The sequence below is a fragment of the Brenneria sp. hezel4-2-4 genome (assembly GCF_013155275.1).
Lineage (GTDB): Bacteria > Pseudomonadota > Gammaproteobacteria > Enterobacterales > Enterobacteriaceae > Brenneria.
Window position 1 is genome coordinate 47,419 of the sequence record NZ_JABJXS010000006.1, and the last position, 20,356, is coordinate 67,774.

The 20,356-nt window shown below is 54.9% G+C and carries 18 protein-coding genes and 1 pseudogene; 6 read left to right on the forward strand and 13 right to left on the reverse strand.

Annotation, left to right across the window (positions count from 1 at the left end; genetic code table 11):
* Complete coding sequence (gene gspE, locus HOY33_RS13310) at positions 1-1,452, forward strand: type II secretion system protein GspE (protein WP_172290705.1); 1,452 nt, start codon at positions 1-3, stop codon at positions 1,450-1,452.
* Positions 1,449-2,654, forward strand: coding sequence for a protein transport protein HofC (gene hofC, locus HOY33_RS13315; RefSeq protein ID WP_172290706.1), 1,206 nt, complete (start codon positions 1,449-1,451; stop codon positions 2,652-2,654). Before gspE ends, hofC begins: the two co-directional genes overlap by 4 nt.
* A gap of 43 nt (positions 2,655-2,697) precedes the next feature.
* Here the strand turns inward: hofC and HOY33_RS13320 are convergent, their stop codons facing one another.
* Positions 2,698-3,738, reverse strand: coding sequence for a GMP reductase (locus HOY33_RS13320; RefSeq protein ID WP_172290707.1), 1,041 nt, complete (start codon positions 3,736-3,738; stop codon positions 2,698-2,700).
* A gap of 174 nt (positions 3,739-3,912) precedes the next feature.
* Here HOY33_RS13320 and coaE point away from each other — a divergent pair, with 174 nt between their 5' ends.
* Genes coaE through yacG form a run of 3 tightly spaced genes read left to right on the forward strand, consistent with a single transcriptional unit; the run spans position 3,913 to position 5,536 of the window.
* Positions 3,913-4,539, forward strand: a complete 627-nt coding sequence (gene coaE / locus HOY33_RS13325; RefSeq protein ID WP_172290708.1) for a dephospho-CoA kinase — start codon at positions 3,913-3,915, stop codon at positions 4,537-4,539.
* Complete coding sequence (gene zapD / locus HOY33_RS13330) at positions 4,532-5,284, forward strand: cell division protein ZapD (protein ID WP_172290854.1); 753 nt, start codon at positions 4,532-4,534, stop codon at positions 5,282-5,284. Before coaE ends, zapD begins: the two co-directional genes overlap by 8 nt.
* A 54-nt stretch (positions 5,285-5,338) precedes the next feature.
* Positions 5,339-5,536, forward strand: coding sequence for a DNA gyrase inhibitor YacG (yacG, locus tag HOY33_RS13335; protein ID WP_172290709.1), 198 nt, complete (start codon positions 5,339-5,341; stop codon positions 5,534-5,536).
* A gap of 58 nt (positions 5,537-5,594) precedes the next feature.
* Here yacG and mutT read toward each other — a convergent pair whose 3' ends face one another.
* The 3 genes from mutT to secM all read right to left on the reverse strand — a co-directional run bounded on the left by mutT (position 5,595) and on the right by secM (position 9,374).
* Positions 5,595-5,990, reverse strand: coding sequence for an 8-oxo-dGTP diphosphatase MutT (gene mutT / locus HOY33_RS13340; RefSeq protein ID WP_172290710.1), 396 nt, complete (start codon positions 5,988-5,990; stop codon positions 5,595-5,597).
* 71 nt (positions 5,991-6,061) lie between these two features.
* Entirely contained in the window at positions 6,062-8,764 is a 2,703-nt protein-coding gene (gene secA, locus HOY33_RS13345) for a preprotein translocase subunit SecA (RefSeq protein WP_172290711.1), read from the reverse strand.
* Positions 8,765-8,861: 97 nt separating this feature from the next.
* Positions 8,862-9,374, reverse strand: a complete 513-nt coding sequence (secM, locus tag HOY33_RS13350; RefSeq protein WP_172290712.1) for a secA translation cis-regulator SecM — start codon at positions 9,372-9,374, stop codon at positions 8,862-8,864.
* Positions 9,375-9,402: 28 nt separating this feature from the next.
* On the opposite strand from secM, the gene HOY33_RS13355 reads away from it, so the two are divergent.
* The gene (locus HOY33_RS13355; protein WP_172290713.1) at positions 9,403-9,930 is read left to right on the forward strand and encodes a DUF721 domain-containing protein; all 528 of its coding nucleotides are present in this window, start codon (positions 9,403-9,405) and stop codon (positions 9,928-9,930) included.
* Positions 9,931-9,942: 12 nt separating this feature from the next.
* Here HOY33_RS13355 and lpxC read toward each other — a convergent pair whose 3' ends face one another.
* From lpxC to murD, 9 genes and pseudogenes are all read right to left on the reverse strand, one after another.
* Positions 9,943-10,860, reverse strand: coding sequence for a UDP-3-O-acyl-N-acetylglucosamine deacetylase (gene lpxC / locus HOY33_RS13360; RefSeq protein WP_172290855.1), 918 nt, complete (start codon positions 10,858-10,860; stop codon positions 9,943-9,945).
* Between the two features lie 102 nt (positions 10,861-10,962).
* Positions 10,963-12,114 carry a cell division protein FtsZ gene (gene ftsZ, locus HOY33_RS13365; RefSeq protein WP_172290714.1) on the reverse strand — a complete coding sequence of 384 codons (1,152 nt, stop codon included), beginning with the start codon at positions 12,112-12,114 and terminating at the stop codon, positions 10,963-10,965.
* Between the two features lie 68 nt (positions 12,115-12,182).
* Positions 12,183-13,439 carry a cell division protein FtsA gene (gene ftsA, locus HOY33_RS13370; RefSeq protein WP_172290715.1) on the reverse strand — a complete coding sequence of 419 codons (1,257 nt, stop codon included), beginning with the start codon at positions 13,437-13,439 and terminating at the stop codon, positions 12,183-12,185.
* Entirely contained in the window at positions 13,436-14,296 is an 861-nt protein-coding gene (ftsQ, locus tag HOY33_RS13375; protein ID WP_172290716.1) for a cell division protein FtsQ, read from the reverse strand. Before ftsQ ends, ftsA begins: the two co-directional genes overlap by 4 nt.
* A gap of 1 nt (position 14,297) precedes the next feature.
* Positions 14,298-15,218, reverse strand: a complete 921-nt coding sequence (locus HOY33_RS13380) for a D-alanine--D-alanine ligase (protein ID WP_172290717.1) — start codon at positions 15,216-15,218, stop codon at positions 14,298-14,300.
* Positions 15,211-16,643 (reverse strand): annotated as a pseudogene (gene murC / locus HOY33_RS13385) (UDP-N-acetylmuramate--L-alanine ligase). The gene HOY33_RS13380 and the pseudogene murC overlap by 8 nt, the downstream one beginning before the upstream one ends.
* Positions 16,644-16,748: 105 nt before the next feature.
* Entirely contained in the window at positions 16,749-17,840 is a 1,092-nt protein-coding gene (murG, locus tag HOY33_RS13390) for an undecaprenyldiphospho-muramoylpentapeptide beta-N-acetylglucosaminyltransferase (RefSeq protein ID WP_172290719.1), read from the reverse strand.
* The gene (gene ftsW / locus HOY33_RS13395; protein ID WP_172290720.1) at positions 17,837-19,039 is read right to left on the reverse strand and encodes a cell division protein FtsW; all 1,203 of its coding nucleotides are present in this window, start codon (positions 19,037-19,039) and stop codon (positions 17,837-17,839) included. Before ftsW ends, murG begins: the two co-directional genes overlap by 4 nt.
* Positions 19,039-20,355, reverse strand: a complete 1,317-nt coding sequence (murD, locus tag HOY33_RS13400) for a UDP-N-acetylmuramoyl-L-alanine--D-glutamate ligase (RefSeq protein WP_172290721.1) — start codon at positions 20,353-20,355, stop codon at positions 19,039-19,041. The genes ftsW and murD overlap by 1 nt, the downstream gene beginning before the upstream one ends.
* Between the last annotated feature and the right edge of the window lies 1 nt (position 20,356).

Below are 20,356 nucleotides of genomic sequence, written 5' to 3' on the forward strand. Positions count from 1 at the left end.
ATGTCGAACGCAGAACATCTGGCCGACGAACTACAAATACTGTGCCGCCGTTATCATGCTTTACTGCTGAGCATGGATGAACAGACCCTGTCGGTGGCGATCACCGGCGCGCCCTCGGCGGAAATGATCGCCGCACTGCGTTTTGCCGGCAACCGCCAGATTCTGATAGAACAATGGCCTCAGGCAAGGATGGAACAACGGCTCAATCTCAACCCGGTAAACACCGTTGAGGAACCCGCAGAGATTTACCAGGCGGAACCAGAAAACCCTGTCAGTGACGAAGATAGCCCTGCGGTTCATTTTATTAATCAAACACTGCGGTTAGCCGTTCAACGTCGCGCTTCGGATATCCATTTTGAACCCTTGCAGGATCGCTATCGCGTTCGCTTACGCATTGACGGCGTATTGCAGGAAATATCGGCCCCGCCGAACGCGTTGACCGCGCGGATTACCGCCCGGCTGAAAATTATGGGCAAACTGAATATTGCCGAACGTCGTCTGCCGCAAGACGGACAATTCAGCGCCACGCTGGATCGGCAAACCTATTCATTGCGCATTGCAACCTTGCCGGTACAGCATGGCGAGAAAGCGGTACTGCGTATTCTGCAAACCCAACGGCAGGAACTCACGCTGGATAAACTCGGGCTTTCAGACGCCGATCTGGATCAATTCACCCGGGCGCTTAATGCGCCGCAAGGGATGATTTTAGTGACCGGGCCAACCGGCAGCGGCAAAACCGTCACGCTGTATAGCGCCATCCGCTGGCTGAACAATGTCAGCCGGAATATCTGTAGCGTGGAAGATCCCATTGAAATTCCCTTGCCGGGCATCAATCAGACGGCGATCAATCCGAAAGCCGATCTGGATTTCAGTCGGATATTACGGGCGCTGCTGCGTCAGGATCCGGACGTTATTATGGTGGGTGAGATCCGCGATGCCGAAACGGCTGAAATCGCCGTCAAAGCCGCGCAAACCGGGCATTTGGTGATGTCCACGCTGCATACCAACTCGGCGGTGGAAACCCTGACCCGGCTGAGCCATCTTGGCATACCGGGCTACCTGATCGCCGCTGCGCTGAAACTGGTGATTGCGCAACGTCTGGTTCGACGCTTATGCCCTCATTGTAAAACCCAGGACGCCCCGCTCTCTCATTTACCGACAACGCTGTGGCGCGGCACGCTGAATAACTGGCAAGCCCACGGCTGCGGCCACTGTCTATCGGGCTATTACGACCGTATTGCGATTTATGAATTGCTGGTCATTACGCCCGAGCTACAGCAGGCGCTGGCGAATAACGCCAACAGCAACCACCTGGCGCAACTCTCACGCCAGTCGGGCTTCCCCACGCTACTCACCGCCGGGTTATCGCTGGTTCATGAAGGCGTAACGTCGATTTCAGAGATTTATCGCATTGTTGGCGAAAGCATCCGGCATCAGGACGCGGCCTTATGAAACTGGAACGTTTATATCACTGGCAGGCCATCACCCCGGAAGGGACGCTCACCCACGGAGAAATAATCGGTTCCCATCGGCAACAGGCCCATGTCCGTTTAATTGCCCGGGGATACCAGCCTTTAGCGCTGAAAACGGGGCAATATCTGCCACAACGTTATTGGAAAGGCGATTGGCTCAGTGAAATCATCAAACAATTGGCCGCGCTGTTACAGGCGGGACTTCCCTTGCTGGAAGCCCTTCAGTTGATCACCGAACAGCATGAACGTCCGGGCTGGCGCTGCGTTCTTAGGGAAATCAGCACCCAGATTGCACAGGGGAAATCGCTGTCGGAAGCGCTGACGGAATATCCCCATATCTTTCCCGTCATCTATCGCTCGCTGATCGCGGTGGGCGAACTGACGGGGAAACTGGATGAATGCTGCTTACAGCTGGCGCAGCATCAGCAAGCGCAATCACAGCTACACCGGAAAGTCGTTAAGGCGCTGCGCTATCCGTGCTTTGTGTTAATCATCGCCACGCTGGTCAGCATATTGATGCTGACATGGGTGTTACCGGAATTCTCCGGCTTGTACGCCTCTTTTGACGCGCCGCTGCCGTGGTTTACTCAACAATTACTTCATCTGGCGGAGTGGATAGCCGACAATGGTTTAGCGGGTTTGATCATCACCTTGAGCGCGCTATTGAGTTATCTCAATCTGCGGCAGCACCGACCGATATGGCGGGAAAAGGAACAGAGCGGGTTACTGAGGTTGCCGGTGATTTCGCACCTGATACGCGGTCACTGTCTAAGCCAGATATTTAACGTACTGGCGATGACGCAACATGCGGGGCTGACATTACCCGCAGGATTAGACGCCGCCGCTACGATCCATCACCCGGTGTACCAAGCCGCTATTCAGCAAATACAGAAGCAAATCCAGCAAGGCATTACCTTGCACCAGGCGATTCAGCAATATAGCCGGCTGTTTCCCGCGCCTTGTCAGCAACTTATTCGAGTGGGCGAGGAAACCGGGGCCTTAGATACCTTGTTCGCTCAACTGGCGCAGTGGCATGAGAGAAAAACACGACAGCAGGCAGAAGCTCTGACGCAAACGCTGGAGCCGATGCTGATGTTGATTGTCGGAGGGATGGTGGGCGCATTGGTGATTGGTATGTATTTGCCTATTTTCCAACTGGGTAACGTATTGGCTGGCGCCTGAACCAGCCAATACCCACCTCGCTTAACATCACGACGGGCAGAGGTTATCCGTTAAAAACGCGGTTTTCCTGCTCGGCGACGCGAATGAACGTGGTGCGCTTGGTCAGCTCTTTCAACCGGGAAGCGCCGACATAGGTGCAGGCGGAACGTAACCCGCCGAGAATGTCGCGCACGGTGTTATCCACCGGTCCGCGCAGCGGTAATTTGACCGTTTTACCTTCAGCCGCGCGGTATTGTGCGACGCCGCCCACGTGACGTTCCATGGCTGAAGCGGAACTCATGCCATAGAACAGCATCATTTTTTCGCCATTCTCTTCAACGATAGTGCCTTCGCATTCATCATGCCCGGCCAGCATGCCGCCCAGCATGACAAAATCCGCGCCGCCGCCGAAAGCCTTTGCCACATCGCCCGGCACGGAACAGCCGCCATCGCTGACGATCTGCCCACCCAGGCCATGAGCCGCATCGGCACATTCGATTACCGCAGAAAGCTGGGGATAGCCGACACCGGTCTTCACCCGGGTGGTACAGACCGAACCGGGGCCAATACCGACTTTCACGATATCCGCGCCAGAGAGGATCAGTTCTTCGACCATTTCACCGGTCACGACGTTGCCCGCGCAAATCACTTTGTCCGGGCAGGCTTCGCGCGCTTTTTGCAGGAAAGTGACAAAATGCTCGGAATAGCCATTGGCGACATCGATACAGATAAACTTCAGCTCCGGCGACAACGCCAGAATTTGCTTCAGTTTGATGAAGTCTGCCTCCGACGTGCCGGTTGATACCATGACGTGGCGTAAAACGGATTCGGATGAACGTTGCACAAACTGCGTCCATTGTTCCAGCGAATAATGTTTGTGCACCGCCGTTAATACATCAAATGACGCCAGCGTCTCCGCCATGCGAAACGTACCTACCGTATCCATATTGGCGGCGATAATCGGAATACCTGACCAGTCGCACCCGGCGTGGAGAAAAGCGAACTGACGCTCAAGCTCAACATCGGAGCGGCTTTTGAGAGTAGAGCGTTTGGGGCGGATGAGAACGTCTTTAAAGCCTAACTTCAAGTCTTCTTCAATACGCATGAGGTTTGCATTCCTGGTTAGTGGCGACGATTCGCAAAAGTTGTGATCGACGTAATTAATACCATTCCCAGTGACGTTATCATACGCGGGAATAATCCTACGACAAGACTGCGAATTTACCTTTATTTGGGATAAAATCGGACTAATTTATCCATTAACTTTCAAAGTCGGCACATGACCTATATCGTAGCCTTAACCGGCGGCATCGGCAGTGGGAAAAGCACGGTGGCCGATGAGTTTGCTAAACTCGGGGTAACCATCATTGATGCGGATATCATCGCGCGTCAGATGGTTGAGCCGGGGAAACCGGCGCTGGAAGCGATCAAACGCCGGTTTGGCGACACTATCCTTAACGCCGATGGTTCGTTGAATCGCGCAGCGTTACGACAACGAATTTTTTCCTCCCCGGAGGATAAACGATGGGTGAACAATCTGTTGCACCCATTGATTCATGCGGAGACACAGGCTCAGATTCAGGCGGCCGCCGTCCCTTATGTATTGTGGGTGGTGCCCTTACTGGTAGAGAATGGTTTACAACAACGCGCCCAACGTGTTCTGGTTGTCGATGTAAACCGGAATACCCAGCTTGAACGCACCCTTGCCCGAGACGGGGTCAGTCGTCAACAAGCAGAAAACATACTGGCAGCTCAGGCCACCCGCGAACAGCGGCTAGCCTATGCCGATGATATTATTGATAATAACCGTAGCCAAAAAGAGCTTGCTTCGCGCGTGGCGCAATTGCATCGTCGCTACCTAGAGCTTGCCGCTTCAGCCGCTGACAGGATTACTAATGATGAGTGACGTTTCCTCAACCATTTTATTTGAATATCCCTTGAACGAGAAAACGCGTACCTGGTTGCGTATCGAATCACTGTTGCAGCAGTTACATAAAAACCATGCCCTCACGGATATGGGCAGCGCCCTGACATTTTTCCGCGCCATTTCCGATCTGATGGATGTATTGGAACGAGGGGATGTACGCACCGAACTATTAAAAGAACTGGAACGCCAGCAGCAAAAGCTGCTGCAATGGAGCGATGTCCCCGGCGTCGATATGGATCGCATCCACTCGCTGCGTCGCCAGTTAAAAGAACAGTCAACCGCGCTGATGGCCGCCCCGCGGATGGGACAACACTTGCGGGAAGATCGTCTGATCGCCATGGTGCGTCAGCGTCTGAGTATTCCGGGCGGATGTTGCAGTTTCGATTTGCCTACGCTGCACATCTGGCTTTATCAACCTCAGGATCAACGCGAAAAGCTGGTCTCAGGCTGGCTAACCTCACTCGCGCCCTTAAAAAAATCACTGGATATGATACTGGAACTGATCCGTCATTCCGGTATGTTTCGTCCTCAGATTAGCCTGAACGGCTTCTTTCAGGATAATGCGTCCGAAGCCGACCTATTACGCTTGCGCATCGATTTAGCTTATCAGCTCTACCCGCAAATCTCTGGTCATAAGACGCGCTATGCTATTCGTTTTTTGTCTCTGGATAGCGAGAGCGGACAAATTCCCCCTCGTTTAACGTTTGATTTAGCCTGTTGCTAAACCGCACATGAACCATAAGACGCGTTAAGCGGGAATAAAGTAAGGAGAAATCATATGGCTACAGATATCACCACGGTAAAATGTCCGACCTGCAAGAAAGCGGTTATCTGGAATGAAACCAGCGTTTATCGCCCTTTTTGCAGCAAACGCTGTCAACTTATCGATTTGGGGGAATGGGCTGACGAGGAAAAACGTATCCCCAGCGATGATATCGTTTCAGACACCGAAGACTGGAGCGAACCGCGGCACTAAAAGATATTGCCACGGTATTTCAGGCGACTGATGTCAAAGGCGATGGTTTAAAAAACCGTTAATGGGATTTCAACCAGCGGATCATCTCCGCATTCGCTGGTGGAAATTCATCCTCCTGCAACTCCTCCGCACGCAGCCAGCGGGAATCCTGTCCTTCACGGCCGTATGGCTCGCCCTGCCAGTGCTCCACCAGAAAAAAATGCAGCGTGATTGTTCGCTCCGGCGTAGAGAAGGTTTTTGTAGTCAGCGGCTGAGGGTTTTCCGCCTCAATCCCCGTTTCTTCACGCAACTCACGAATCAGCGCCTGCGCCGGCGTTTCTCCCGCCTCAACTTTCCCGCCGGGGAACTCCCACATCCCCGCCATATGAACGCCTGCGGGCCGGAGAGCAATAAAAAACCGCTGTTCGGCATTGCGAATAATCCCTACCGCAACGGATAACTGTTTTTGCACCATGATACGTCCTATCAAGTAAAAGGCGGTCGGTGACCGACCGCCTTAACAGTATGACTCAATTCAACAGTCGGTTACTTCTGTATACGACCGTGGCATTGCTTATACTTTTTCCCGGAACCGCAAGGACAGGGATCGTTGCGACCGATTTTACGATCCGCATGAACCGGCATGCCGCTGTTCTGGCTCGCTTCTTCCTGATGACTGAGCTGCTGCTGACGCGCCAGACGTTCGGCCTCTTCACGACGCTGTTGCTCCAGCGCCTCGATCTCTTCCGGCATACGAACCTGTACTTTGCTCAGCGTACTGATCACTTCATATTTCAGTGATTCCAGCATGGCCGCAAACATGGCGAAAGATTCACGCTTATATTCCTGCTTAGGATCCTTCTGGGCGTAGCCACGCAGATGAATACCCTGGCGCAGGTAGTCCATGGCCGCCAGATGTTCTTTCCACAGCGAATCCAGCGTCTGCAACATCACGCCTTTTTCGAAGTTGCGCATCACTTCAACGCCCACAACCTCTTCTTTACGCTGATAAACTTCAATCGCCTGTTGGAAAATGCGCTCGCGCAACGTTTCTTCGTGCAGTTCCGGCTCTTTATCCAACCACTCTTTAATCGGCATTTCCAGATCGAAGTCGTTTTTCAGCCGCTGTTCCAGACCGTCGACATCCCACATTTCTTCCAGCGATTGCGGCGGAATATAGTTATCGATGGTCACTTTAAACACATCTTCACGAATACTGGTGATGGTTTCGCTGATATCGGAAACATCCAGCAGTTCGTTACGCTGAGTATAAATCGCCCGACGCTGATCGTTGGCGACATCATCATATTCAAGCAGTTGCTTACGAATATCAAAGTTGCGGCTTTCAACTTTACGCTGCGCGTTGGCAATCGCTTTCGTCACCCACGGGTGCTCAATCGCTTCACCCGGTTTCATACCCAGTTTACGCATCATGTTGGACACGCGATCGGAGGCGAAGATACGCATCAGCGCATCTTCCATCGACAGGTAGAAACGGGAAGAACCGGGATCCCCCTGACGACCGGAACGGCCGCGTAACTGGTTATCGATACGGCGCGACTCATGACGCTCAGTACCGATAATATGCAAGCCGCCGGCTGCCAGCACTGCGTCATGACGTACCTGCCAGGCCGCTTTAATCTCGGCTATCTGCGCTTCATCCGGGTTTTCCAACTTGGCGATTTCCGTCTGCCAGCTTCCGCCCAGCACGATATCCGTACCACGACCGGCCATGTTGGTGGCGATGGTCACCGAACCGCTTTGGCCCGCCTGCGCGATGATATCCGCTTCCATCGCATGGAACTTGGCGTTCAACACATTGTGCTTAATGCCTGCTTTATCCAGCGCCAGGGAGACAACCTCCGACTTCTCAATGGAAATCGTCCCCACCAGTACCGGCTGGCCTTTTACGGAACGCTCTTTGATATCTTCAATAATCGCATCAATCTTTTCGTGCTCGGTCATGTAGACCAGATCGGGCAGATCTTTACGGATCATCGGACGGTTAGTCGGCACAACGATGGTGTCCAACTTATAAATCGAGCTGAATTCAAACGCTTCCGTATCCGCCGTACCGGTCATCCCGGCCAGTTTTTCATACAGGCGGAAATAGTTCTGGAAAGTGATAGACGCTAATGTCTGGTTCTCATTCTGAATAGCGACATTCTCTTTCGCTTCCACCGCCTGATGTAAACCATCCGACCAGCGACGTCCTTGCATGGTACGCCCGGTGTGCTCATCCACAATGATGACTTCACCGTCTTTCACAATATAATCCACATCGCGGGTAAACAGCACATGAGCGCGCAATGCCGCGGTTACGTGGTGCATCAGCATGATATTGGCCGGGGAGTACAGCGACTCGCCCTCTTCCATGATGCCTTCTCTCACCAGCAGCTCTTCGACCAACACCAGACCGCGCTCGGTCAGGTTGACCTGACGGGCTTTCTCATCCACCGAGAAGTGACCTTCGCCGTGGAAGGTGTCCGAATCCTCTTTCTCCTGACGAATCAGGTGCGGAATAATTTTGTTAACCCGGATATAAAGTTCCGAACTGTCTTCCGCTGGCCCGGAAATAATCAACGGGGTACGGGCTTCATCGATCAGGATGGAGTCAACCTCATCCACCAGCGCGTAATACAGTTTACGCTGTACCCGCTCTTCCGGGCTGAAGGCCATGTTGTCACGCAGATAGTCGAAACCGTATTCGTTGTTGGTGCCGTAAGTAATATCCGCGGCATAGGCTTCACGCTTGGCCGGCGCCGGCATGCCCGGCAGGTTGATACCCACGCTTAATCCCAGAAATTCAAACAGCGGACGGTTATTTTCCGCGTCACGCTGCGCCAGATAGTCGTTCACCGTCACCACATGAACGCCGCGGCCGGTCAGCGCATTGAGATAGGCCGGCAGCGTCGCCGTCAGGGTTTTACCTTCACCGGTACGCATCTCGGCGATACAGCGCTCGTTCAATACCATGCCGCCGATCAACTGGACGTCAAAATGGCGCATACCGAACACGCGTTTACTGGATTCGCGCACCACGGCGAAAGCTTCCGGCAGCAGGCTTTCCAAAGATGCGCCTTTTTCCAGACGCGCCCGGAACTCAAGCGTTTTGCCTTTCAACTCGTCGTCTGAAAGCTTTTCCATATCCGCTTCCAAACGATTAATCACCTCAACGTTCTTACGCATACGGCGCAATGTACGATCGTTACGGCTACCAAAAATTTTAGTTAATATATTCAAGGCCATAATAATTTTAATCTCACAAATGCCGCTCATCCAGCGGCTGCACAACATCAAAAAAACTGGGGACGCATCCTACAGCTGTTTGGCGATAATTCTTTTTTCAGCTTGGGAAATGCGGGCCGGCGCGAATACCGCGAACCTGGGCCAGCCAGATGCCCGTCTGATGATGTGTTGGGGGAAAAGAAGAGACTCGCCCTGTTTGGCGAATGATGGTTGGCAGCTTTGCTTCACGCGTTAATAACGCACTCAGCGTATCCAGCAACACCAAAGAATGTGAAGGTAAATCGTCAACCTGCCGCGCAGTTATCGGCTGCGGCGCCGTGAGCGCAAAAGAGAGGTGACGAATGACGGTGCGAATGGCATGCTGATGCCAGTAATCCACGCCAAAAGACGAGCGACGATGCGCGTCTTTCAACGCCACTAAATCGGTAAGGCTGAGTGATGTGCTGTTCTGACGGCTGACGCTGGAAGCGGAATTAGCTAGCGGAGTCAGCTCCTGTGACTCATTCAGACTGGTCGGCAAGCCAAGACTCGCCGCGACCATCCCCAATAAGAGATGCGGCCAGAAATAACGTCTGCCAAATTGTCGCCAACGATTTAGAATACCGATCACTAGTTTAACGTCCGTCGGAGCCTGATATATGCGTGATAGCCGCCCACAATCACTGGAATCCCTGTTTGATAGCGCGTCAGGCGCGGGTACCGGCCCACTGCGTGACGTGCAGCAACGCGCTATCGCTTTATTAAAACTCAACCGGGCCGTACGCGGAATTCTTCCGGCACAGTTGCACCCCTGGTGCCGTGTCGCCAACTATCGACAAGGGCTGCTGGTGCTGGAAACCGCCAACGCTAACTGGTTGATGCGGTTACGTTATGAACAGCCGGCGCTGCTCTCTGCATTACGCGCCCAAATATTACCATCATTGGCCTCAATCGACATCAGGATTAATCCGGCGCTCGCCGCAAAAGGGCATGAAATGATGAAAAAAGGCGCTATCGACACACCGGACAAGGCAGAGACACAGCCATTTCGGCAGTTAAGCGAACAAAGCGCGGAAGCATTGAGAAGTCTGGCGAGTCACAGCCCGGAGAAATTACGTAAGATATTAGAACGACTGGCCTCACTGGCCGGAGAGAGTACCAGTAAAACCAGTCGTAATAAAAAATGACTACATCAAGCGTTAAGCCAATACCGTCGACGGCGCTTTAAATGCCAATGGCACTTCGGCTTCGTCTTCAAAGGTAACGAATTCCCACGCTTCCTGCTTAGCCAGCACAGCCTGCAACAGTTTATTATTCAAGGCATGGCCGGACTTAAAGGCAGTAAAGGCGCCGATGATGTTGTGACCGCACATAAACAGATCGCCGATGGCATCCAGCATTTTATGGCGCACAAACTCATCTTCAAAACGCAGTCCGTCTTCATTCAGCACGCGGTAATCATCTACGACTATCGCGCAATCGAAACTGCCGCCCAGGCACAACCCGCGAGACTGCAAGTATTCGATATCACGCATAAAACCGAAAGTACGCGCGCGGCTAATCTGCCGCACGAACGCATCGGCGGAGAAATCCAGACGATAGCGCTGGGAGCCGGCATCAATAGCCGGGTGGTTGAAATCGATAGTGAAGTCCAGACTAAAACCGTTGAACGGCGTCAGCTCGGCCCATTTGTCGCCATCTTCAACCCGCACAGGCTGTTTGATACGCACGAATTTCTTGGCGCTGTTCAGTTCTTCGATACCCGCATCCAACAGCAGGTAAACAAAAGGACTGGCGCTGCCATCCATAATTGGAATTTCCGGTGCGTCAACTTCAATGACGATATTGTCAATACCCAACCCTGCAAGCGCAGCGTTAAGGTGTTCCACCGTGGAAATACGCACGTCATGCTCATTAACCAGGCAAGTACAGAGCATGGTATCACGCACGGATTTTGCATCAGCCGGAAAATCAACCGGTGGATTCAAGTCAGTGCGACGATAGATGACCCCGGTATTTGCCGGTGCAGGACGCATGGTCAGGGTGACTTTCTTGCCGGTATGCAAACCGACCCCTGTCGCCTGAACAATACGTTTTAATGTACGTTGTTTGATCATCATTTTATCTCGCATGTTACTGAACCTACCGACCTAGCATACACCAGGCTCGGCGGGACAGTTTAGCACAAAGAGCGGAGATTCCAACGTTCTATGGCAGTATTAATCTGCCTGCTTGCGCAGAAACGCCGGGATATCCAGGTAGTCAGGCTCTTTATTGGTCTGCGGATTCTGGTCATTGACCACTTTAGCCGCCGGCTTTTCTTGCGTCAGCGGCGTCATGCCATGCTGCTGATAGCGATGATCCATCACTGGCTGACTGGCCTGCTTATTGGTCACCAGGGTAATTTCCGGACGCTTGTCCATACCGATGCCGGTGGCAACCACGGTAACCCGCAGTTCGTCATTCATTTCCGGATCAAGCGACGTGCCGATAACCACGGTCGCATTGTCAGAAGCAAACGCACGGATAGTGTTACCCACCGTTTCGAACTCATCCAAACGCAGATCGAAGCCGGCGGTGATGTTAACCAACACGCCGCGCGCGCCAGACAGGTCGATATCTTCCAGCAGCGGGCTGGAGATCGCCATTTCCGCCGCTTCTTCCGCACGATCTTCGCCGCGCGCCACACCCGAGCCCATCATGGCATAACCCATTTCAGACATCACGGTGCGAACGTCCGCAAAGTCGACGTTCATCAGACCGGGACGGGTGATCAGTTCGGCGATACCCTGAACCGCGCCTTTCAATACGTCATTGGCGGCGCCGAACGCATCCAGCAGGGAAATACCGCGCCCCAAGACTTTCAGCAATTTATCGTTCGGGATGGTAATCAGCGAGTCGACATGTTTAGACAGCTCGGCGATCCCCTGCTCGGCGAAAGCCATGCGCTTTTTGCCTTCAAAATTAAAAGGCTTGGTGACGACGGCAACCGTCAGAATGCCCAAATCCTTGGCGACTTCGGCAACCACGGGGGCTGCGCCCGTTCCGGTGCCGCCGCCCATACCGGCGGCGATAAACACCATGTCGGCGCCTTCAAGCGCCGTACGCAGCGCTTCACGGTCTTCTTCCGCTGAATTGCGACCCACTTCCGGGTTGGCGCCTGCGCCCAACCCTTTGGTGATGCCGCTGCCGATCTGAATCGTTTGGCCCACCGCCGTCTTACGCAATGCCTGAGCATCGGTATTCACTGCGAAGAATTCAACGCCTTCGATGCGCTCACGCACCATATGTTCGACGGCGTTGCCGCCGCCGCCGCCGACGCCGATGACTTTAATCACCGCGTCGTTGGTTAATTCCATTGGTTCAAACATAGTTTCTCTCCGTTTTGTGCCTGTAACTGCGAGATCATAAACTGTGCTAAGCGATCTCTTTGATAAAATTAAAATTCTTTCCTCAGCCAACTATTGATTCTTTTGAACCAGTTGCTCACCGAGGCGCGTTTTTCGACTTCATGCTCACCACCAAGGTGAGACTCTTTGCCGTAATGCAGTAACCCGACCGCCGTGGAGTAGTAGGGTTCCTGCGCATAATCCGTCAGACCTGTAATATTTAATGGCTGGCCGATACGCACCTGCGTGTGGAACACACGCTGGGCGCAGGCCGCCAGGCCGTCTATTTGCGCAGCACCACCGGTAAGCACAATACCCGCCGCCAGATGGTGTTTAACGCCTTGTTGACGTAACTGCTCCTGCAACTGTAAAAGTTCGTCATTCACCAAATTCAATAGTTCGGTGTAACGCGGTTCAATCACTTCCGCCAGCGTCTGCCGTTGCAGACTGCGCGGCGGACGTCCCCCTACGCTGGGGACCTCGACATTTTCATCTTTACTGACGATCGCGCCCAAGGCGCAACCGTGGCGAACCTTGATCGCTTCGGCGTCCGTCGGCGGCGTGCCGAATGCGTAGGCGATATCGCTGGTCACCACGTTACCCGCATAAGGGATAACCTTGGTGTGCCGCAGGGCGCCGCCGGTATACACCGCGATGTCCATCGTGCCGCCGCCGATATCCACCACGCAAACGCCCAGTTCGCGCTCATCTTCCGTCAACACGGCATAGCTGGACGCCAAACCGGCGAAAATCAGCTGATCCACCTTCAGGCCGCAACGCTCCACCGCTTTGACGATATTCTTCGCCATATCGTTATGGCAGGTGATCAGATGAACCTTAGCCTGCATACGCACGCCGGATAATCCGACCGGATTCTTAATCCCTTCCTGGTAATCGATGGCATATTCCTGTGGGATCACATGGAGTATGCGATGTTCATCGCGTACGCGTACCGACTTGGCGGTATGCACCACGCTTTCAACATCTTCCTGCATGACTTCTTCTTCTGAAATCGGCACCATGCCGATTTCATTCTGGCAGCTGATATGTTTGCCCGACAGCGCCAGATATACAGACGATATCTGGCAATCCGCCATCAGTTCGGCCTGGTCAATCGCCCGCTGCACACATTTGACGACCGACTCGAGATCGTTTACGCCGCCTTTATCCATACCGCGCGACGGGCAACTGCCCACGCCAATAATGTTGACCATGCCATCGGGCAGAATCTCCCCTACCAGCGCAGCCACTTTTGCCGTACCGATTTCCAGCCCAACTACCAGTTTTCTGTCCGTCGACTTGATCATTGTTGTTTAGCCTGTGCCTGATTACTGTTCTGTTGCCGATCAATGTCTTGCCGCTGATCAACGCTTGGCTGATCAATAAATGCCGGTCCCCAACCTACCGCTGCGCCCGTGTCATAACGCAAGTCTACATAGCTGATGCGTTTGTTCTCGCTCTGCGCCTGACGTTGCAACAGCGGATAAAGCTCGATAAAACGCGCCAGACGCCGCGCCCGTTCATCCCGCCCAAGTTCGAGCCGAATATCATCTTCCAACCCCAGTTGCCATGAATGACGCGCACTCATCGCCACCGTTTTTAAGCTGAATTTACCTGCCGCCAGTACCTGGTTCATCGTCCGATACCCCTCGAGCACGTCGGTTTCACTTCCCTCCGGCCCGTACAATAACGGCATTTTACGATTACCCACGCGTTCAGCCGGTACGCTAAACGCGTTGCCTTCGGCATCGACCATCAGCAGGTCATTCCAACGCGCTACCGGAATATATTCAACCAGATGAATCTTTAATTCATCCGGCCACTGCTTGCGCACGCTGGCCTGTTTGATCCACGGCAGACGTTCAATCTGCTGTTGGATCACATTCACATCCTGCGTCATAAACGTTCCCGGCGACCCCAGCGCCAGAATCGCCTGACGAATATCGTCGTGAGTCGTGTACTGCCGCTCGCCGGTCACCACCATTCTGGACAACGGCAGGCGGCTGGCATCCTTCATCCATCCGACGACCATCCAGCTCCCCCAGACGATCGTTCCTACCACCATCAGCAGGAAAATCATCCCCGCCAGCCGGCCTCCGTTACTGCGACGCGAACCTCTCGTTTCCGGCTCTCGTTCGCGGGTATTGAGCGCTGCCTGCGACATATCAGTCAGCCAGTTCCAACACTCTGGCCACCAGTTGCGAGAAGCTCAGACCATGTTGCCGCGCCGCCATCGGAACCAGGCTGTGGCTGGTCATTCCCGGCGAAGTGTTGACCTCAAGCAGATAGAACGCGCCATCACCGTCCATCATCAAATCCACACGGCCCCAGCCGCTGCAATCCAACGCGCGATAAGCCGCAATCGACAGCGCCGCCAGTTCCTGCTCTTTTTCAGCCGACAGACCGCTTGGGCAGAAATACTGCGTTTCATCCGACAGGTATTTCGCTTCGTAATCATAAAAGGTGCCGGCAGCCTGAATACGAATCGACGGCAGCACCTCATCGCCCAGAATGCCGACGGTGTACTCCGGGCCGCTCAGATACTTTTCCACCAGAACATCGTCGTCATGGCGGAACGCCTCTTTCAGCGCAGCCGGCAACTCTGCGGCCTGATCCACTTTACTCATTCCCACGCTGGAACCTTCGCGGCTGGGCTTCACAATCAGCGGCATGCCTAAATGCGCCAGTTTCTCCGTCAGTTCTTCCTGACTGGCTGCGGCAAACTGCCGGCGGTTCAGCGCCACATAAGGGGAGACCGGCAGTTTTAATGCCTGCCACACCAGCTTGGTGCGTAATTTATCCATCGTCAGCGAGGAGGCCATCACCCCGCTGCCGGTATAAGGTAGTTGTAAAAACTCCAGAACACCCTGTAATGTGCCATCTTCACCGCCACGGCCGTGCAAAGCGATAAAGACTTTGGTAAACCCCTCATCCTTTAAGTGCGTCACCGGAAACTCACGCGTGTCGACGGCATGAGCATTGATTCCCGCTTCTCTTAAACCTTCCAGCACCGCCTGGCCTGAAAGTAACGACACTTCACGTTCGGCAGAGGTGCCACCAAGCAATACAGCAACTTTCTCAGTCATGATGTTCCTCATTCACAAATCTGTGGCTTGCAGTCTGGCATCAGCCAGCTTACGCGCCAGTTTGCCGATATTACCGGCGCCCTGAACCAAAATCAGATCGCCGCCGCGTAGCGCCTGTGACAGCAGTTCCGGCAAGGTATCCACATCGGTTACCAAAATCGGATCAATCTTACCGCGACCGCGGATCGTGCGGCACAACGAACGGCTGTCGGCCCCGGGGATCGGCGACTCGCCCGCGGCGTAGACGTCCAGCATCAGTAAAACGTCGACCTGCGACAATACATGAGCGAAGTCATCATAGAGGTCGCGGGTACGCGTATAGCGATGCGGCTGAAAAACCATCACCAGCCGTTTGTCAGGCCAGCCGGCGCGCGCCGCTTTAATGGTCGCGTCAACTTCCGTCGGATGGTGACCGTAATCATCCACCAGCATGGCGCTGCCGTGTTGTCCGTTAACCAACTCCAGCGGGTATTCACCCAGAAAATCAAACCGTCTGCCGGTGCCTTCAAATTGCTCCAACGCCCGCAGAATCGACGCATCGTCAATCCCCTCGTCCGTCGCCACGGCAACGGCGGCGGCGGCGTTCAGCGCATTGTGACGGCCGGGCGCGTTCAAGGTGACATTCAGCATCGACTTGTCCTGACGCTCCAGCGTAAAGTGCCCTTGAGCGCCAACCTGCCGGTAGCTGGCGATGCGCACATCGGCATCGTCGCTAAAACCATACGTCGTGATATGACGCCCGACCCGGGGCAACAGCTCACGAATCACCTCATCATCCACACACATCACGGCACGGCCGTAAAACGGCAAATTATGTAAAAAGTTGATAAATGTTTGCTTCAGGTTTTCAAAATCGCCCTGATACGTATCCATATGGTCGGCTTCGATGTTCGTCACGATGGCGACCATCGGCTGCAAGTGCAGGAACGAGGCATCGCTTTCGTCCGCTTCAGCGATCAGATAACGGCTCGATCCCAAACGAGCGTGCGTTCCCGCCGCTTTCACCAAGCCACCGTTCACGAACGTGGGATCCAGTCCCGCTTCGGCATAAATGCTGGTGACCATCGCCGTCGTGGTGGTTTTACCGTGTGTTCCGGCGATCGCAATGCCGTGGCGAAAACGCATTAACTCCGCCAGCATCTCTGCCCGGCGAATCACCGGAATACGCGCTTCATGAGCCGCGACAATCTCCGGATTATCGACCGCGATAGCGGTGGAAACCACCACCACGCTGGCGTCCAGCACATTTTCCGCCCGATGATGGAAATAAATCTGCGCCCCCAACTCGGTCAACTGTTGGGTTACCGCATTCGGCGCCAGATCGGAACCGCTGATTTCATAACCTTCATTAGCCAACACTTCGGCGATACCGCCCATGCCGGCACCGCCGATGCCGACAAAATGGATGTGCCGGACGCGATGCATCTCGGGCACGAATGAACGCAGTTTCGCCAGTTGTTGAGTATTCACTTTTTTCTATCGCTACCTTGTTTAATCCCCGGCCGATGTTATCGCCGGCAATACCGTAAATTAACCATGAACCACGCGAGTAGTCCGACTGCCCGCCGCGGCGCTGACTTCCGCCGCAACACGGGCGGTCGCATCAGGAATCGCCACCCGACGGGCCTGCTGGGCCATTTTCATCAACGTTTGGCGATCCCAGCCCGCCAGCGTATCGCTCACCGACGCCACGCTAAACTGGGGCTGCTCAATAATCTTCGCCGCGCCCGCTTTTTCCAGCGGCAGCGCATTCCAGTACTGTTGCCGGTCTTTATGCTGAAAAGGCACAAACAGCGCGGGCAACCCTGCCGCCGCCACTTCACTGACCGTCAGCGCGCCTGAACGACACACCACCACGTCGGCCCAGGCATAGGCGGCGGCCATGTCATCAATAAATTCCACGATCTTATGCTGCGGCTGCCCGACCTGCCGATAGGCCTGCCGCACATCGGACAGCGCGCCCTTACCCACCTGATGCCAAAGGGTGATGCTGTCGCCTAAGCGGGCCGCCACACCCGGCAGCGTCTGATTAAGCACTCTCGCCCCTTGACTGCCGCCAATCACTAGCACCCGCACCGGGCCGGCGCGGTCGGCCAGACGAACCTCCGGCGCAGGCAAGGCCAGGACATCCGTTCGAACCGGATTACCGACCACCTCGGCATCAGGGAATGCGCCGGGAAAAGCCTGTAGCACCTTTTTGGCAATATGCGCTAACCAACGGTTGGTCAGCCCCGCAATGCCATTTTGCTCATGCAACACCACCGGAACGCCGCACAGCCAGGCGGCTAACCCGCCGGGGCCGGAAACATAGCCGCCCATGCCGAGAACCACATCGGGCCGATAGCGCCGCATAATGGCCTGAGCCTGGCGAACCGCCTTAAAAATACGCCAGGGCGCGCTCAATAGAGCCAGAACCCCTTTGCCACGCAGCCCGGAGATACGGATAAAATCAATCTCGATGCCGTGCTGCGGCACCAAATCCGCCTCCATGCGATCCGCCGTGCCCAACCAGCGCACCTGCCAGCCCTGCGCCATCAGATGATGTGCAACGGCAAGACCGGGGAACACATGTCCGCCCGTTCCGCCGGCCATCACCATCAAACGCTTGCTTTCGCCACTCATCGGGCACTCCTCGTAAACGCCTGCGCTTTCGTCAGACGCGTTTCAAAATCAATGCGTAACAGTAAAACGATGGCTGTCGACATAATGATCAAGCTGGAGCCGCCGTAACTGATCAGGGGCAACGTCAGACCTTTGGTCGGCAACATCCCCGCGGCGGCGCCGACGTTGACCAGCGTCTGGAAACTAAACCAGACGCCGATAGAGCAGGCCAGAAAACCGGAAAAACGCTGATTAATCTCCAACGCCCGACGCCCGATGGACATCGCGCGAAAAGCGACGAAGAATATCATTAACAGCGCCAAAACCACACCGATATAGCCGAGCTCTTCGCCTAAAATGGAGAAAATGAAGTCGGTGTGCGCTTCCGGCAGATATTCCAGCTTCTGCACCGAATTTCCCAGACCTTGCCCCCACAATTCGCCGCGTCCGAACGCCATCAGAGATTGGGTTAGCTGATAGCCGCTGCCGAACGGATCTTCCCACGGATTCCAGAAGGAAGTAACGCGCCGCATACGATAGGGTTCAGCAACAATCAGCAGACAGACGGCAAAAATACCGCAGCCGATAATCGCCAGGAACTGCCACAGCTTCGCCCCGGCCAAAAACAGCATCGCCAGCGTGGTGATAAACAGCACCACCACCGTTCCCAGGTCCGGCTGAGCCAGCAGCAGCACGGCCAGCACCACCATCACGCCCATCGGTTTACAGAAGCCCCAGAAATTGTTACGCACTTCTTCTACCTTACGAACCATATAGCTGGAGAGATAACAGAACAGCGCCAGCTTGGATAACTCCGCGGGCTGAATGCGCAACGGCCCCAGCGAAATCCAGCGGGACGCGCCATTTACCGAACTCCCGACCGCCAGCACCACCAGCAGCAAGACCATCGACGCCAGCAGCAGCACCGGGCTGTAACGCTGCCAAATCTCCATGGGAATGCGCAGCGTCACCATCGACAGCAAGAACGCCAGCCCCAAATATAGCGCATCGCGTTTGGCAAACAGGAAAGGATCGCTTGCCAAGCGTTGACCAATCGGCATCGAGGCGGACGTCACCATCACAAAACCAATCACGGCCAGCCCGAACGTCAACCACACCAGGGTACGGTCATACAGAACAACGCTCAGCGTATCGCTTTCCCGCGTCCCCATGACCCAGCTTTTTAGCCGTTCGATAAATGCCAGCCCGAAGAACCGCATCAGCCCAGTTCCTCCGCCAGACGGGCGAACTCATCGCCCCGTTGTTCAAAACTGCGGAACTGATCGAGACTGGCGCAGGCCGGCGACAGCAACACCATGTCGCCGGGCGCGACGCGTCGTGCTATCAGCCGCATGGCTTGCTCCATTGTCTCTGTCTGTTCCGCTATCTCCGGACGCAAAGCCGCCAACAGCGCGCCATCACGGCCAAAACAGTACAGACGGATATTGTCGCCCTGCAAATAAGGCAGCAGCGGCGAAAAATCAGCCGACTTGCCGTCTCCCCCTAGTAACAGATGCAAGATACCGTCCAGGTTGAGACCGCTTAACGCCGCTTGCGTACTGCCGACGTTGGTGGCCTTGGAATCATTAATCCACCGCACGCCGTTACGCTCCCAAACCAATTGGAAACGATGCGCCAGTCCGGTAAATGCGGTGAGCGCGGTCAACGCGGATGAACGCGGAATATCGACGGCATCAGCCAGCGCCAGCGCCGCCAGCGCATTCGTGTAGTTGTGCTGCCCCACCAATTTCATCTCACGGATGTTCAGCACCCGCTCGCCTTTAACCCGTAGCCAGGTTTCACCCTGCTGGCGGTTCAGGTGGTAATCGCCGACGTCGACGCCGAAACTCACGCAGCGCTCGTCCGCGCCGCGTACCGGCATCGTCAGCGCATCGTCGGCATTAACCACGCACACATCGGCATGTTCATAAATACGCAACTTGGCGGCACGATACTGCTGTAAACCAAAGGGATAGCGGTTGGTATGGTCTTCGGTCACATTCAGAATGGTCGCCGCCGCCGCATGTAAACTGCGGGTTGTCTCCAATTGAAAGCTCGACAGTTCCAGCACATAAAGCTGGCACTCATGCTGGAGCAACTGCAACGCCGGCAGGCCGATATTGCCTCCTACGCCCACCGACCACCCGGCGGCTCGCGCCATCTCGCCAACCAGCATGGTTACCGTGCTTTTACCATTAGAACCGGTAATCGCCACGATGGGCGCGTGCGCTTCTCGGCAGAACAGTTCGATATCGCCGACTATCTCAATGCCCGCCTCCGCGGCATCGCAAAGGATAGGCGTAGCCAGCGCAATGCCGGGGCTGGCGACAATCAGATCGGCGTCCATCAGCCAGGCTTCGTTGAGATCGCCAAGATGGCGTTCTACGTTTTCCGGCAATTTATCCAGGCCAGGCGGACTGACGCGGGTATCCACCACGCGCGGCGCCACGCCGCGCGCGAGAAAGAAATCAACACAGGAGAGCCCGGTCAGCCCCAACCCGATAATGACCACCTTTTTACCCTGATAGTCCACCATG